The following is a 14,738-nucleotide window of genomic DNA, read 5'->3' as shown; positions in this document are numbered from 1 at the left end:
GAGTTCTGCACCTGGAAGGATTGCGCGCATGACTACGGCACGCCCCGCACGGAAGACCGGATCGCCCGGACGTCCCGGCTACGACCTCGACTCACTGCTCGCTGTCGCCGTGAAGGTGTTCAACGACAAAGGCTACGACGGCACCAGCATGGAGGTGCTGGCCCAGCGCCTGGGAATCACGAAGTCGTCGATCTATCACCACGTGTCCGGGAAGTCGGAGCTGCTCGAACTGGCACTGTCGCGTGCGCTCAACGCCCTCTTCGCGGTCACCACCGAGGAGAAGGCGACGAGCGGACGGTACATCGACCGTCTCGAGTACCTCGTCCGCCGCAGTGTGGAGGTTCTCGCCGCCGAGCTTCCCTACGTGACGCTCCTGCTGCGCGTTCGGGGCAACACCGCGGTGGAGCGTCGCGCGCTCGCCCGCCGCCGCGAGTTCGACGCGTTCGTCAGCGACCTCGTCGTCGCGGCGGCGGAAGAGGGAGACCTGCGGCCCGGCATCGATCCCGCGCTCACCAGCCGGCTCGTGTTCGGCACGGTCAACTCGCTGATCGAGTGGTACCGCCCGCGCACCGGCGGGACGGTCGCCGACCTGGCGGACGCCGTCGTCGAGCTGACGTTCGACGGGCTGCGCCGCACCTGACCACCGTGCCGCCGCACGCCTTCCTCGCGACCGGCGTCATCGCACTCACCATCGAGGCTCATGCGCCGGCGAACAGCACCCCCTAGACGTTCGCGGCGCGAAGCAGGGGTCGCCGCATCGCTTCCAGGCCCGCGACGACCGCCACGGCGATCACCACGTGCATGACCGAAAGCGCGATGGTGCTGGCGGTGTCGAAGTCGGCCTGAATGGTGAGGGCGATCGTCGCGAGCGGCAGCAGGGCGCCGATCACTTCGGCCGGCCGGATGACGGCTACCCATTTCAGCGACATCAGCGCGGCCAGTGTCATCCCGAGCAGTATCGGAACGACCGTCAGCATGACGACACCGCCGGGCGCCACACTGCTGGTCTTACCGGCGTCCGTCATCTCGAAGGAACCGCCGGCCGCCAATCCCAGCAACCAGATCACCAGGTTGGGGACGAGCGCGCCGATCGCTGTCGCGGCGATCGCCCAGGGGCGGCTCAGTTCGAGCGTCGCAGGGTTGAGGCGTGAGGTCGTGGTTGCAGAAGTGGTGGTTCCAGTGCTGGACATGTTCGTTACTCCCCTGTCGAGTGGACTTCGAATTGCTACTGACCGATCCTGCAACCTCAACCATTGTTTGGGTCAAGGCCTGAAATCGAGGTCTTTTCGGTGAGACCTGACAGGTAGACCCGAGAGGAACCGAAAACTCATCGCGGTCGGCCCCGATCGGCAACCTGAGGGATGATGGCGGCTATGAACGCAGCCCCCACGACGCCACCCCGATCGCGGCGGCTCCGCAACCCACTCCGCATTCTCGCGCGCTGGCTCGGCACCCGCGAGTGGATGATGCGCATGGCACCGGTGATCATCTGGCTGGAGTCGCACCTGCGCGCCTGGACCGGCAACCGGGTGAGCCTCGTCGGCATCGGCGGACTGCAGTCTCTGCAGGTGACGGTCCCAGGCCGCAAGAGCGGCACCCCGCGGACGACGGCCCTGCTCTGCATTCCCTACGGCGACGGATACATCGTGACCGGTTCCAACTGGGGACGTCCCGAGCACCCGGCGTGGTCGGCGAACCTGCGTGCCGCCGACGAAGCACTCGTCAAGGCCGGGGCACACGAGTCCCGGATGCGCGTGCACATGGCCACCGGCGACGAACGCGAGAACCTCTGGAAGCTGGTGGTCGACTACTGGCCCGGCTACCTCATGGAGCATCGACGGTCCGGAGGACGCGAATTCCGGCTCTTCGTACTGGAGCCCACCGGATCGGCTACGACGACTCGCGAATCCTGAAGACGGGCTCCACGAAGCGTTCGACGGCGCGACGCTCCGCGGTCGCGTCGGGCAACGGCCAGGTCAACAGAGCCAGGACGACACGCACGATCCATCCCGCAGCCTCCTCGTCGGGCGCAATGCGGGTCAGTGAGATCGCCACCCGGCCGAGTTCGGGTGCGCGGGCCAGGTACTCGTCCGTACTTCTCGACCGTGCCCCGGTGAACCACCGCGCCAGCGTCGGCTCCGCGCGGATCTCCACCACCGCAGCGAGAATTGCCTCGACGATCCGCTCCGACGTTTCGAACGGTTCCAGCGTCTGCTCGATGCGTTCGGCCACGGTGTCGGCGGCGCGTGACATCACGGCGTCGACGAGTGCCCGCTTGCCCCCGACATACCGGTAGAGCGTGGCGCGTGAGCACCCGGCACGCGCCGCGACCTGGTCGACATCCACCCCGTCGATTCCGCGTTCGCGGATGAGGTCGGCCGCGGCGGCGTGAATCCTCTCGACGGCGAGCACCCGCCGGCTGCCGCCGGTCAACCAATCCGCGTGTTCCACCCGCTCCACCGTTCGAGACCTCGTTGCCATTTTGTCTCAACATGAGACGAATACACGAGAGATTCTAGAACATGTTTTCTTGTTTAGTTCCGTGATCAGCGACGATGGTTCCGGATCCACTCGCGCTGAAACACCGGCAAAATTGCCGTTGAACAGCGATGTCTCAGTATTCCGGCCACCCTTGACAGCACCCTCCTCCGACGCGAACTGTGGTGATCCATAACAGGTTCTTGTCAACAAGGAGTTGCTCGATGGCCCACTCGCCGACCCGCGGAATCGACATCTTCGATCCCGTCCATCTCGACGAACCGAACGAGCTCTATCGGACACTCCGCGAGCACTCCCCCGTCCACCACATCGCCGGCACCGACTTCTTTCTGGTGTCCACGTGGGATCTCGTGACCGAGGCGGCGAACCGCACCGACGTCTTCTCGTCGAACCTCACCGGCGTGCTGGTGCAGCAACCGTCGGGACCGCCCGCGACGTTCGACCTGGACGGCGGCGGTCAGGCCGTGCACGTGCTGGCCACCGCCGACGACCCGACTCACCTGCACCATCGCAAGCTCGTCCTGCCCACGCTCGGCCGCCGCATCCGCGCGCTGACCCCGACCGTGCACTCGCTCGTCGGCACTCTGTGGAACGAGGGACTGCGCGACGGGCAGATCGACTGGGCGTCCGCGATGGCCGACCGGCTGCCGCTCGCGATGGTCGCGCAACTCATCGGCCTGCCCGAGTCGGACGTACCGCAGCTACTCACGTGGGCTTACGACAGCACGGAGATGCTCGGCGGGGTCGTCGCCGCGGATCGACTCGGTCCCCTCGTCGCCTCCGCGGCCGAATTGGCTACCTACCTGCGGGCCGAACTCGTGCGGGCGAGGACGAACCCCCGCGACGACCTCCTGGGGGTCCTCGCGCACGCATGCAGTGCCGGCGAACTCTCCGAGGACGTGGCGACACTCGTTCTGGTCCAGCTGGTCGGCGCCGGCGGCGAATCGACCGCGGGGCTGATCGCCAACGCGGCCCGCCTCCTCGCCACCCGCCCCGGACTGCAGACCCGGCTCCGGCAGCAACCCGCACTCGTCGACGCGTTCCTCGACGAGGCGCTCCGTCTCGAGTCGCCGTTCCGCGGCCACCACCGTCACGTCGTCGCGGACACCACGCTCGGGGGCGTCGATCTGCCCGCCGGCAAGCACCTGCTCCTGCTGTGGGGCGCGGCCAACCGGGATCCGGCCGTGTTCGAGCGTCCGGACGAGATAGTGCTCGACCGGCCGCACATCCGTTCCCATCTCGCGTTCGGCAAGGGCGTCCACTTCTGCGTCGGATCGGCGCTGGCCCGCATGGAGGCCCTCGCGGCCACCACCGCACTGCTCGCGCGCACCGACAATTTCTCCCTCGCGGCCGACGCCGAGCCCAGTTGGGTCCCCAGCCTGTTCGTGCGCCGTCACAGCGCGCTCCCGCTCCGGATCGGGCAGGCGACACGCCCTGATTGACATTGACGTCAACATCAACACATACTGTGACCGTGACCACAAGTGAGGCTCAGGAGCGGGCGCGGTCGGCGCGGAAAGACAACGACGGTCCCCGCCGCCGCGAACTCCTGTGCGCCGCGAGCGCCTGCTTCGCCGAACTCGGCTACGACCGGACGACCGTCGAAGTGATCACCACCCGGGCCGAAGTGTCGCGGGCAACGTTCTACGCCTACTTCTCGTCGAAGGACGAGGTGTTCCACGCCGTCGCCGCCGACGTGTGCGAGGAGTTCCTCGAGGCCCAGCACGTGGAAGGACCGGCCAGCGAGGACCTGCGAGAGGTGCTGCGCACCACCACGAAAGCGTTCGTGGAAGCCGTATACACCAACGGGCGCGTCCTCGAACTGATCAGGCACCGCGCCCGGCTCGACCCCGAGGTCGGCCGAAGCTGGACCACCGTGCAGACCCGGCTCATCCGCCGCTACACCCGGTTCATCGAGCGCATCAACGCCTCGTGCGACGTCACACCGTGCGCGCCGCCCGCCCGCATCGCGCAGACCCTCGCCGACGCCCAGCTCGCGGGCGCCGCCCGGCTGGTGGACGCGACGGCCCGTGAACAACGCCGGTACACCGCCGACCTGACCGCCATCTCCGAAAGACTCATCGGCTTCGCCTAGCAACGACAATCCGCACAGAATCGGGAGTTCGGTATGCCCACTTCGCCTTCGAGCGACCCCACGGCACTGGAATCGGCCCTCGCCGAGATACGCGAACTCCAGGACGCCGCGTGGCCACCGCAGGTACCGCGGACGGTCGAGTACCCGATCGAGGGCCGCACCGTGATCGACTACCTGCGGCACTGGGCATCGGAGCGACCGCAGACCGTCGCGATCGACTTCTACGGTCGTGCCATCACGTACGCCGAACTCGACGAACTGTCCGACCGCTTCGCCGGCTGGCTCCGGAAGCGGGGCGCAGCCGCCGGCGACCGCGTCGGCGTCCATCTCACCAACTGTCCGCAGTTCCATGTCGCCATGCTCGGGATCCTGAAGATCGGCGCCGTCCACGTCCCGATCAACCCGTTGTTCCGGGAGCACGAACTCGCATACGAACTCGTGGACGCCGGTGTGGAGATCCTGCTGACCCAGGATTCTTTCGCGGACATGGTCGAATCCGTGCGCGACCAGACGGCGCTGCGGCACGTCGCGGTCACGGCGCTGTCGGACATGCTGCCGGACGAACCCAGCGTGGCACCACCGTTCCCCCACGCCTCCGCAGTCACCGACTGGGCGGAGATCATGAACACCCCACGCGCCGAGCCGATTCCGATGGATCCCGACGCGCTGGCGGCACTGAACTACACCGGGGGCACCACCGGGATGCCGAAGGGCTGCGAACACACGCAGGCGCACATGGTCTACACCGCCGCCACCGCGACGCTGGCAGGCGGCAGGCAGGTGGGCGAGGCTCCCCCGGTGGTCCTCGGATTCCTGCCCATCTTCTGGATCGCCGGCGAGGACTTCGGCATCCTGTATCCGCTGATCAACGGCGGCACCGTCGTGCTCCTCAACCGCTGGGACCCGGACGCCGCGGCGACGCTCGTCGAAAGTCGTGGGGTGACGTCGATGGTGGGGACGGTCGACAACTTTGTGGAACTGATGGACCTGCCCGGCTTCCGCGACAGAGACTTCTCCACCCTCGACAACGCGATGGCCGTGTCGTTCGTGCTCAAACTCGACCCCGCGATTCGCGGGCGCTGGCGCGACGCCACCGGTCACGTGCTGCGGGAAGCGAGCTACGGTATGACGGAGACGCACACCGCCGACACCATCACGCTCGGTTTCCAGACCGGCGACGAAGACCTGCTCAGCCAACCCGTGTTCTGCGGACTCCCGGTTCCGGGCACCGACGTGCTGATCGTCGACGAGGCCGGTGCGCCCGTGCCGGTGGGGCAACCCGGACAGATCATCGTCCGCAGTCCGTCGCTGCTCACCGGTTACTACGGCAAACCCGATGCCACCGCCGCCGCGCTCCGCGACGGCTGGCTCCAGACCGGCGATGTCGGCAAGCTGAACGGCAAAGGCGCACTGCACTATCTGGCGCGCAACAAGGAAATGATCAAGACCAACGGAATGAGCGTGTTCCCCTCCGAGGTGGAGGCACTGCTCCTGCTGCATCCCGACATCCAGTCGGCAGCGGTCGTCCCGAAGCCCGATCCGGGCAAGGGTCAGGTGCCGTTCGCCTTCGTCCAGCTCCTGCCCGACCGCCAGGTTTCCGCAGAGGAACTGCGGGAGTGGGCGGCCCGGAACATGGCCACCTACAAGGTCCCCACCGTCGAGGTCCTCGACGCCCTACCCATGACGGCGACCGGGAAGGTCCGCAAGGCCGACCTGTTCGCTCTGGCCGAGGAGTACAAGTGACCCTGCTGGTCGCCAATCGTGGCGAGATCGCGCTGCGCATCATTCGCACCGCCGAGGAGATGTCGGTCGGCACCGTCGCCGTCTACGCGGAGGACGACGCGGACAGCCCCCACGTGCGCGCCGCGACCGAAGCGGTCGCACTCCACGGTTCCGGCCCGTCCGCCTACCTGGACACTCGGGCCATCCTCGACGCGGCCGCGGAGTTCGGTGCCACGGCAGTGCATCCCGGGTACGGCTTCCTCAGCGAGAACGCCGACTTCGCACGTGCGTGCGCCGAGGCCGGGCTGACCTTCGTGGGACCGAGCCCCGAGGTGCTCGACATCTTCGGCGACAAGTCGTCCGCACGCGAGGCCGCGGTCGCCGCGAAGGTACCGGTGCTCGCCGCGACCACCGGTCCCACCGACCTCGACGGCGTCCGCACGTTCTTCGCGGAACACCCGGGCGGCATCATGATCAAGGCGCTCGCGGGCGGCGGCGGTCGCGGCATCCGTGCCGTCCGCAGCGCAGACCGGATCGACGAGGCCTACCGGCTCTGCGCGTCCGAGGCGCAACTCGGATTCGGCAACCCCGCACTGTTCGCCGAGGCACTGCTCGACGGCGCCCGGCACGTCGAGGTGCAGGTGGTGGCGGCGCAGCAGGCGGGCGCGACGAGGGCCCTGGCCGTCGGTGACCGCGACTGCAGCGTGCAGCGTCGCCACCAGAAACTCGTCGAGATCGCCCCCGCGCAGGGGCTCGATCCCGGACTGCGCAGCGACCTGCACGAGGCCGCGGCCCGGCTGTGCGCCAGTGTCGGATACCGGGGACTCGCCACCGTCGAATTCCTGGTGTCCCGGGACGGCTTCGTGTTCCTGGAGGTCAATCCCCGAATCCAGGTGGAACACACGGTCACCGAGGAGGTGACGGGTATCGACCTCGTCGCCGTGCAGATCGACATCGCGCGGGGAGCTGATTTCGGGGACCTTGTGCTGCAGGACGGGATCAGCGCCGTGGGGCTCGACACGTCGGGCGTCCCCGCCGTCGCGCGCGGGATCGCCGTCCAGGCGCGCGTGAACATGGAAACGATGCGCCCCGACGGTCAGGCCGTCCCCGCAGCGGGCACCCTGTCGGTCTTCTCGCCGCCCACGGGACCGGGTGTGCGGGTGGACACCTACGGCCGGCCCGGGCTGTCGCCGAGCCCGCGGTACGACTCGCTGCTCGCGAAGGTGATCGTGCATTCGCGGGGCCCGTCGTTCTCGGCCGCGGTGCGCAAGACGGATGCGGCGCTCGCCGAGTTCGTCGTCGAGGGCGTTCCCACCAATATCGGCTTCCTCCGGGCGATTCTGGCCGATCCCGGCTTCGCCGACGGCGTCGTCGGCACCGACCATCTCGCCGAGCGGATGAGTACGCTCGTCGACGCCGCGTACGTGCACCAGCCGGCGGAGGTGGCGTCGGAGGCACTCGAGTTGCGGGCCGGCGAGGACGTGTTGCGCGCCCACATGGCCGGGACGGTCGTGGAGTCGACCGGAGAAGGGGCGACCGTGGAGTCGGGTGCCCAACTCGTCGTGCTCGAGGCCATGAAGATGCAGCACGTGATCGCCGCCCCCGCGGGCGCGGTGGTCGAGCGGAATCTGGTGTCGCCCGGGCAGACCGTCAACGCCGGTGACCCGTTGGTCGTGATCCGCCGCACCGGATCAGAGGCAGGCGACGTCGCCGACAGCGCAACCGATCTGGATCGTGAGCGCGCGGATCTGGCAGAGATCCGGCAGCGGCACGACGTGACCCTCGACGCCGCCCGGCCCGCCGCAATCGCGAAGCGCACGAAACTCGGGAGACGCAGCGCACGCGCCAACATCGACGATCTGGTCGACCCCGGCAGCTTCGTCGAATACGGACCCTTGGTCCTGGCCGCGCAGCGCAGCCGCCGCTCCGAGCTGGATCTGATCGAGAACACCCCCGCCGACGGTCTCGTCGCCGGACTCGCCACCGTCAACGGTGACGTGTTCGGCTCGCGCGACGCCCAGGCGGTAGTCCTGTCGTACGACTACACGGTGCTCGCCGGAACCCAGGGCATGCGCAACCACGCGAAGACGGACCGGGTGATCGAACTCGCCGGCCGCAAGCAGGTTCCGGTCGTCCTGTTCGCCGAGGGTGGCGGCGGACGGCCCGGCGACACCGACGCCGGCCCGGCAGCGGGCCTGGACCTGAACACCTTCCGGTCGCTGGCGGCGCTGAACGGGAAGGTCCCGCTGGTGTCGGTCGTGTCCGGTCGATGCTTCGCGGGCAACGCCGCCCTGGCCGGAGTCTGCGACGTCCTCATCGCCACGCCCGACGCGAACATCGGCATGGGCGGCCCGGCGATGGTGGAGGGCGGCGGGCTGGGCGTGTACCGGCCGGAGGACATCGGGCCCGTCGACGTGCAGCGACGCAACGGCGTCATCGACCTGCTCGCCCGGGACGAGGCGCACGCGGTCGAATTGGCGAAGAAGTACCTCTCGTACTTCCAGGGCGCGCTCCCCGACTGGGAGGCCCCCGACGAACGGCTGGCACGCCACGTCGTCCCGGAGAACCGGTTGCGCGCCTACGACGTGCGCAGTGCCGTGGAATCCATCGCCGATGTCGGCTCGGTCCTCGAACTACGCCGCGACCACGGCGTCGGTATCGTCACCGCGCTGATCCGGGTCGAGGGAGCCCCGTACGGTCTCGTCGCGAACAGCAGCCACCACCTCGGCGGCGCGATCGACGCGGTCGCGGCGGACAAGATGGCCCGCTTCCTGGAGCTGTGCGAATCGTTCGGTCTGCCCGTCGTCTCACTGTGTGACACACCGGGATTCATGGTCGGACCCGACTCGGAGAAGGAGGCCACGGTTCGCCGGTTCGGGAAACTGTTCGTCGCGGGCGCGCGGATGACCGTGCCGTACGGGACCATCATCCTGCGCAAGGGGTACGGCCTCGGCGCGATGGCCATGGCGGGCGGCTCCTTCCACGCGTCCGAGTTCACGGTCGCGTGGCCGACCGGCGAGATCGGGGCCATGGGACTGGAAGGCGCGGTGCGGCTCGGCTTCCGGAAGGAACTCGAGGCCATCGACGACCCCGCCGAGCGCGACACCGCGTTCGCGCACCTCGTCGACGCCGCCTACCAGCACGGGAAGGCCCTCAACGCGGCGACGATCTTCGAACTGGACGACGTGATCGACCCGGCCGACTCCCGTGCCTGGATCGTGCGCCTCCGGCGCCCGTGAGTACTTGTTAACCGCCGGACGTTAATAAGTACTCACGGGGCGACAGCCACGACGGCCCGGCCCGAGTAAGTGCCGGCTCGCACCCGGTCGATCACCGAGACGACGTCCGCGATCGGAACGTCGTGGGTGATCGACTCGAGCCGGGACGGCGCGAGGTCGGACGCGAGACGGCCCCACAGCCGGCGCCGCTGGTCGATCGGGTACTGCACCGAATCGATCCCGAGCAGGCTGACACCACGCAGGATGAACGGCAGGACCGTGGTCTCCAACTTCGGTCCGCCGGTCAGCCCGCTCGCCGCGACCGCGCCGCCGTACTCGATGGTGCTGAGCACGTGTGCGAGGGTGGCGCCGCCGACGCAGTCGACCGCGGCGGCCCACTGGGCCTTGCCGAGCGGACGCGGTTTCGTGTCGGGCTCCGGGAGTCGTCCGATCACCGTGCTCGCGCCCAGTTCGGTGAGCAGTTCCGCCTTCTCCGGCTTTCCGCTCGACGCGACCACCTCGAAGCCCGCCGCCGACAGCAGGTCGACGGCGACGGTGCCGACGCCGCCACTGGCACCGGTCACGAGCACCGGACCGTTGCCCGGCGCGACTCCACGGGACAGCAGTGCCTCCACGCTCATCGCGGCCGTGAAGCCGGCGGTCCCGATCGCGGCGGCGGTGCGGGTGGACATGCCGTCGAGTTTCACCACCCAGTCGGCCGGAACGCGGGCGAACTGCGCGTACCCGCCGTGCCGGGCGGTGCCGATGTCGTAGCCGTGCGCGACGACCGTGTCGCCGACGGAGAACTCCGGGGACTGCGACTCGACGACGGTGCCTGCCACATCGATGCCGGGCACGATGGGGTACTCGCGGACCACTCCACCCTTCGGCGTGAGCGCCAGCGCGTCCTTGAAGTTCACGCTGGAGTATTCGACCTGGATCGTCACCTCGCCCTGCGGGAGGAACGACTCGCGGACCGTCTCCTGGGAGAGGCCGATGGCACCCTCGTTCTCGCGAGCGATCCAGGCGGTGAATTCCTTCATCAGCTTGCTCTCCTGACCTCGGGGGTGCGTCGAGACCATCATGCGACAGCCGTGCCCCGCAGACGAGGCCGGGGCGAAGTTCCCCGGATCAGAACCTGAGGAGCACCTTGCTCGACGACGACGCATCCCTGGCCGCCGCGAAGGCGGTGAGCGCATCGGCGACGTCGTACTCGGCCGTGACGATCGGATCGACCACCAGCGAGCCGTCGGCGAGGGCGGCCACCACCTCGTCGATCTCGTCGTTGAACCGGAACGAGCCGACCAGGTCCAGTTCCCGGGTGATTGCAATCGACACGGGTACCGGCTGATCACCGGACGGAAGCAATCCGACCATCACGACCCGGCCGCCGCGGGCCGTTCCGTGTATCGCCGATGCCAGACCGCGATGGTTGCCCGAGCATTCGATGGTGACGTCCGCTTCCACGGCCGCGACTGCGTCGGCATCGGTTGCGGTGAGTGTCTCGTCCGCACCCACGGCGCGCGCGATCCTCAGCGGGTACTCGTGCATGTCCACCGCCGTGATCTTCCCGGCGCCCGCTCGCTTCAGTACCGCCACCACGAGCGCGCCGATGGGTCCGGCACCGATGACGAGGACCGACCTGCCCTTCACGTCCCCTGCTCGCGCGACCGCGTGCCACGCGACGCTCGCCGGCTCGGCCAGTGAGGCGAGACGAAGGTCGAGGCCGTCGGGAAGAACCCGGAGCATGCGCGTCGGGACGGCGACGTGGCTGACGAACAACCCGTCCGCGTGCGGGAAATGCGCCGCACTGCCCAGGTATGTGCATCCGGGAGAAATATTGGGACGATCGGCCGGATACTTCGCGCTGTCGCCGCCGGGGGTCGCGGGATGGATGGTGACGGGGGTGCCTGCGCCGGGACCGCTTCCGTCCGTCGCGCCGATCAGGACGGTGCCCGATGCCTCGTGTCCGAGCCGCATCGGTGCGCGAAGGATCGATTCGCCGGCGGCGCCGTGCTGCCAGTAGTGGAGGTCGGATCCGCAGATGCCGCCGTAGGCGATGCGGATCACCGCTTCGTCGGCCTTCGGTGCGGCGATCGGCACCTCCTCCACGCGCAGGTCCTGCGCACCGTGGGCGACGACCGCCTGCGCGTGCGTCGGAACCTCGGTGGCTTCGGAGGCGGTGGTCGGGCTGGTGTTCATCGGTGAAATCCAGTTCTGTCGGAGGTCGGAGCTCGTCATCTGGTGACGGGTTCCGTGGTGGTGAGGAGTCCGAGTTCGTCCCGGCGCGGCATGCCCTCCCAGTCGCCGGACACGGTGCATGCGAATGCCCCCACCGTCACAGCGGTTTTCAGGCGGTCGGCGGGTGCCTTCCCGGCCAGGCGTTCCGCGAGGTAGCCGGCGACGAAACCGTCTCCTGCCCCGACGGAGTCGACCACGCTCACCGGCACCGCGGGGAGGGAGTACGTCTCTCCGTCGACCATCGCCAGGCATCCCTGGTCGCCCAGCTTCAGGATGCTCTCGCGTGGTCCGAGGTCGCGGACACGGGCGACGAGTTCGGCGGGGGTGCCCTCGCCCACTGCGATCGCGGCCTCGTCCTCACCTGCGAAGACGATGTCCGACAACGCGATCAGCTCACGGAAGACGGGGCCCGCGTCGTCCGGCGACCACAGCGCGCGGCGATAGTTGAGATCGAACGACACCGGAATACCCAGTGCGCGTGCCCGTTCGACGCAATGCAGGGTGGTCTTCCTGGCAGAGTCGGACAAGGCTGGGGTGATGCCGGTGACGTGCAGCAGGGACGCCGACTCGAGGCGGGCGTCCGCGATGTCCGACGTCGTGAGCCGCGACCCCGCGCTGCCGGTCCGGTAGTACCACACGCGGGTGGCAGTGGCGGTTCGCCGCTCCTTCACCATCAGTCCGGTCGGAGCATCCGGATCGCGGATGACGTCGGCGGTGATTCCCTCGGCCCGGAGTTCCCGTTCGATCAGGTCGCCCAGGCTGTCCTGGCCGACGCGACCGATCCAGGTGACGTCGACGCCGAGTCGCCGCAAGGCGATCGCGAAGTTCGATTCGGCGCCGCCGATTCCCAGGTGGAGCGTCGATGTGTGGGCGAGTGCACCGGTGTCCACAGCCCGGGTGAGGGCCATCGTCTCGCCGAATGTCAGCACCGCCATCACACGACCTCCAGTTCGGCGACGACGTCGCCGAGGCGCCGGCATCGTTCGGCCAGCTGACCGAGGTCGCCGCCGCGGAGTGCGTCACCGATCAGCGGGCCGCCGAGGCTGACCGCCGCCGCTCCGGCGGCGACCCACGCGGGGACGTCCTCGATGCTCACCCCACCCGAAGGGACGACCTGGATGTCGGGGAAGGGTCCGCGCAGGTGCCCGATGTACTCCGGTCCGACTACCGATGCCGGGAACAGTTTCACGGCAGTCGCACCGGCGTTCCATCCGTTCCACAGTTCGGTCGGGGTGAATCCGCCCGGATAGATGGGGATTCCGGCACGGACGGCCGTGGCGATGACCTCGAGGTTGGTCGTCGGCGTCACGAGGAAGTCGGCTCCCACATCGAGGGCGGCGCGGGCCTGGTCGACGGTGGTGACCGTCCCGACCCCGATCTCGACGCCGTCGGGTGCATCGCGCCGGATGCTGCTCAGGGACTCGAGGGTGCCCGGCGTGCTCATCGTCAGCTCGACGGCGCGCACGCCGTTCTCGGCGAGGACGTTGACGACGGGGGCGTACCGGTCGGCGTGCGCGGCGCGCAGCACCGCGATGACGGAGGAGGTCATGCCGCCGTCACCTCACGGTCGGTGGCATTGGCGGCCAGCGTGAGGTCGCGGTCGCGGGTTTCCGGTGCCATCGCCGAGGCGATCAGAACGGTCACGGCCATCACGATCATGTAGACGGCCACGGGGATCCACGAGCCGGAGAAGGCCGTGACGAGGGCCGCACAGATCAGCGGTGCGACGCCGCCCCCGAAGATCGAGGCGAATTCACGGCCGAGAGTGACGCCGGCGTAGCGGTAGCGGGAGCCGAAGATCTCCGGGAAGTAGCTCATGGTGACGCCGACGGCGCCCTGGCAGGCCAGGATGAAGCCGACGATCATCGCCATCGTGATCAGCAGGTGTGAGCCGGTGTTCAGGGCCAGGAAGGTCGGGACGGGCAGGATGATGAGAGCGATCACGATCGAGATGTACACCGGCTTGCGGCCCACCCGGTCGGAGAGACGGCCGAACCCGTAGGCGGCGATGCCGCCGCAGATGGCGCCGACCAGGAGCACCTTGGGAATGAAGGTGGGGTCGACGTGGACGTCGTTCTTGAGGTACGACGCCATGAACACCTGATAGGTGTACGACTGCGCGCTGATGCCGATCGTCATGAACATGACGATGAACAGCGGCTTCTTGCCGTTCGCGAAGATCTCCTTGACGGGTGTCTTCGGAACCTGGTGCTGCTCCTTGAGTTCCTGGAACACCGGGCTCTCGGTCAGCTTGCGGCGGATGACGAACGCGGCGACGGTGACGAGCAGACTACTGATGAAGACCAGACGCCAACCCCAGGACATGAGCTGCTCTTCCGGCAGGAGCTGCGCGGCGATCCACGCGACTGCGCCGAGAGCAGTGCCCAGCGCGGCCCCGGTCATCACCAGAGCTGCGAGCCGACCTCGCCTGCCTATCTGCGCTGTCTCCGTCAGAAGGGTTGCACCGCCGGACTGTTCGGCTCCCGCACCGAAGCCCTGGAAGAACCGGCAGGCGACGAGGAGAGCGGGTGCGAGCAGCCCGACCTGACTGTAGGTGGGCAGCAGGCCGATACCCAGTGTTGCGCCGCCCATCAGCATCAGCGTCGCGACGAGCACCCACTTGCGGCCGAGACGTTCTCCGTAACGCGAGAAGAACAAGCCGCCGAGCGGCCGGGCGAGAAACCCGACGGCGTAGGCGCTGAAGCTCGCGAGGATGCCCGCCGCGGGCGAGATGTTCGGAAAGAACAGTGTGTTGAAGATCAGCGCCGAGGCGGTGCCGTAGATGACGAAGTCGTACTGTTCGAGCGTGGTGCCGATGAGTCCCGCCCACGCCGCCCGGCGGACCGCGGACGGGTCTGCCTGGGGTGTGCCGCCTGCGCGGCCGGGAGTTTGCGGGTTCACCGTGGGGTCGAGTGTAGTGTCCATGGATTCCTCCATTGGTGGTTCCCGGAATTGTCCGGGCA

Annotated in this window: 13 protein-coding genes; 6 read left to right on the top strand and 7 right to left on the bottom strand. The window is 68.5% G+C overall.

The window, feature by feature from the left end; translation table 11 throughout:
• Positions 1-28 precede the first annotated feature (28 nt).
• The gene (locus WKC72_RS09655) at positions 29-640 is read left to right on the top strand and encodes a TetR/AcrR family transcriptional regulator (RefSeq protein WP_005250938.1); all 612 of its coding nucleotides are present in this window, start codon (positions 29-31) and stop codon (positions 638-640) included.
• Between the two features lie 82 nt (positions 641-722).
• Here the strand turns inward: WKC72_RS09655 and WKC72_RS09650 are convergent, their stop codons facing one another.
• Complete coding sequence (locus WKC72_RS09650) at positions 723-1,190, bottom strand: DUF6069 family protein (RefSeq protein WP_268789455.1); 468 nt, start codon at positions 1,188-1,190, stop codon at positions 723-725.
• Between the two features lie 183 nt (positions 1,191-1,373).
• Between WKC72_RS09650 and WKC72_RS09645 the strand changes: the two genes are divergently transcribed.
• On the top strand, positions 1,374-1,913 hold the full coding sequence (locus WKC72_RS09645; RefSeq protein WP_128641277.1) for a nitroreductase family deazaflavin-dependent oxidoreductase: 540 nt from the start codon (positions 1,374-1,376) through the stop codon (positions 1,911-1,913).
• Here the strand turns inward: WKC72_RS09645 and WKC72_RS09640 are convergent.
• Positions 1,891-2,451: a TetR/AcrR family transcriptional regulator gene (locus tag WKC72_RS09640; RefSeq protein WP_112300390.1), complete on the bottom strand. Its 561-nt coding sequence runs from the start codon at positions 2,449-2,451 to the stop codon at positions 1,891-1,893. The two genes, WKC72_RS09645 and WKC72_RS09640, sit on opposite strands and share 23 nt — an antisense overlap.
• 251 nt (positions 2,452-2,702) lie before the next feature.
• On the opposite strand from WKC72_RS09640, the gene WKC72_RS09635 reads away from it, so the two are divergent.
• From WKC72_RS09635 to WKC72_RS09620, 4 genes are read left to right on the top strand one after another with little or no spacing between them, the layout of a single operon-like run.
• Positions 2,703-3,941 carry a cytochrome P450 gene (locus tag WKC72_RS09635; RefSeq protein ID WP_370182406.1) on the top strand — a complete coding sequence of 413 codons (1,239 nt, stop codon included), beginning with the start codon at positions 2,703-2,705 and terminating at the stop codon, positions 3,939-3,941.
• A gap of 26 nt (positions 3,942-3,967) precedes the next feature.
• Positions 3,968-4,594 (top strand): TetR/AcrR family transcriptional regulator, encoded by a 627-nt coding sequence (locus tag WKC72_RS09630; RefSeq protein ID WP_112300172.1) that lies wholly within the window; start codon positions 3,968-3,970, stop codon positions 4,592-4,594.
• A 33-nt stretch (positions 4,595-4,627) separates the two neighbouring features.
• Positions 4,628-6,337 (top strand): AMP-binding protein, encoded by a 1,710-nt coding sequence (locus tag WKC72_RS09625; RefSeq protein WP_370182405.1) that lies wholly within the window; start codon positions 4,628-4,630, stop codon positions 6,335-6,337.
• On the top strand, positions 6,334-9,555 hold the full coding sequence (locus tag WKC72_RS09620) for a carboxyl transferase domain-containing protein (protein ID WP_370182404.1): 3,222 nt from the start codon (positions 6,334-6,336) through the stop codon (positions 9,553-9,555). The genes WKC72_RS09625 and WKC72_RS09620 overlap by 4 nt, the downstream gene beginning before the upstream one ends.
• A gap of 32 nt (positions 9,556-9,587) precedes the next feature.
• On the opposite strand, the gene WKC72_RS09615 is transcribed toward WKC72_RS09620, so the two are convergent.
• The 5 genes from WKC72_RS09615 to WKC72_RS09595 all read right to left on the bottom strand — a co-directional run bounded on the left by WKC72_RS09615 (position 9,588) and on the right by WKC72_RS09595 (position 14,700).
• Positions 9,588-10,577, bottom strand: coding sequence for an MDR family oxidoreductase (locus WKC72_RS09615; protein WP_370182402.1), 990 nt, complete (start codon positions 10,575-10,577; stop codon positions 9,588-9,590).
• 88 nt (positions 10,578-10,665) lie between these two features.
• A complete protein-coding gene (locus tag WKC72_RS09610; protein ID WP_370182401.1) occupies positions 10,666-11,736 on the bottom strand; it encodes an L-idonate 5-dehydrogenase in 1,071 nt (356 codons plus the stop codon).
• Between the two features lie 35 nt (positions 11,737-11,771).
• Positions 11,772-12,710: a sugar kinase gene (locus tag WKC72_RS09605; protein ID WP_128641271.1), complete on the bottom strand. Its 939-nt coding sequence runs from the start codon at positions 12,708-12,710 to the stop codon at positions 11,772-11,774.
• Positions 12,710-13,324 carry a bifunctional 4-hydroxy-2-oxoglutarate aldolase/2-dehydro-3-deoxy-phosphogluconate aldolase gene (locus WKC72_RS09600; protein ID WP_037226187.1) on the bottom strand — a complete coding sequence of 205 codons (615 nt, stop codon included), beginning with the start codon at positions 13,322-13,324 and terminating at the stop codon, positions 12,710-12,712. Before WKC72_RS09600 ends, WKC72_RS09605 begins: the two co-directional genes overlap by 1 nt.
• On the bottom strand, positions 13,321-14,700 hold the full coding sequence (locus WKC72_RS09595) for an MFS transporter (RefSeq protein WP_037226190.1): 1,380 nt from the start codon (positions 14,698-14,700) through the stop codon (positions 13,321-13,323). The genes WKC72_RS09600 and WKC72_RS09595 overlap by 4 nt, the downstream gene beginning before the upstream one ends.
• Positions 14,701-14,738: the final 38 nt, after the last annotated feature.

Source organism: Rhodococcus wratislaviensis (assembly GCF_041228765.1).
In the GTDB taxonomy this organism is placed as follows: domain Bacteria; phylum Actinomycetota; class Actinomycetes; order Mycobacteriales; family Mycobacteriaceae; genus Rhodococcus_F; species Rhodococcus_F wratislaviensis.
This window is presented reverse-complemented; position numbering and strand designations above follow the sequence as displayed.

Bases quoted from the DNA above. Each gene is read 5' to 3' on its own strand.
- WKC72_RS09655 (WP_005250938.1), top strand. From the start codon at position 29: ATGACTACGGCACGCCCCGCACGGAAGACCGGATCGCCCGGACGTCCC.
- WKC72_RS09650 (WP_268789455.1), bottom strand. From the start codon at position 1,190: ATGTCCAGCACTGGAACCACCACTTCTGCAACCACGACCTCACGCCTC.
- WKC72_RS09645 (WP_128641277.1), top strand. From the start codon at position 1,374: ATGAACGCAGCCCCCACGACGCCACCCCGATCGCGGCGGCTCCGCAAC.
- WKC72_RS09635 (WP_370182406.1), top strand. From the start codon at position 2,703: ATGGCCCACTCGCCGACCCGCGGAATCGACATCTTCGATCCCGTCCAT.
- WKC72_RS09625 (WP_370182405.1), top strand. From the start codon at position 4,628: ATGCCCACTTCGCCTTCGAGCGACCCCACGGCACTGGAATCGGCCCTC.
- WKC72_RS09615 (WP_370182402.1), bottom strand. From the start codon at position 10,577: ATGAAGGAATTCACCGCCTGGATCGCTCGCGAGAACGAGGGTGCCATC.
- WKC72_RS09610 (WP_370182401.1), bottom strand. From the start codon at position 11,736: ATGAACACCAGCCCGACCACCGCCTCCGAAGCCACCGAGGTTCCGACG.
- WKC72_RS09605 (WP_128641271.1), bottom strand. From the start codon at position 12,710: ATGGCGGTGCTGACATTCGGCGAGACGATGGCCCTCACCCGGGCTGTG.
- WKC72_RS09600 (WP_037226187.1), bottom strand. From the start codon at position 13,324: ATGACCTCCTCCGTCATCGCGGTGCTGCGCGCCGCGCACGCCGACCGG.
- WKC72_RS09595 (WP_037226190.1), bottom strand. From the start codon at position 14,700: ATGGACACTACACTCGACCCCACGGTGAACCCGCAAACTCCCGGCCGC.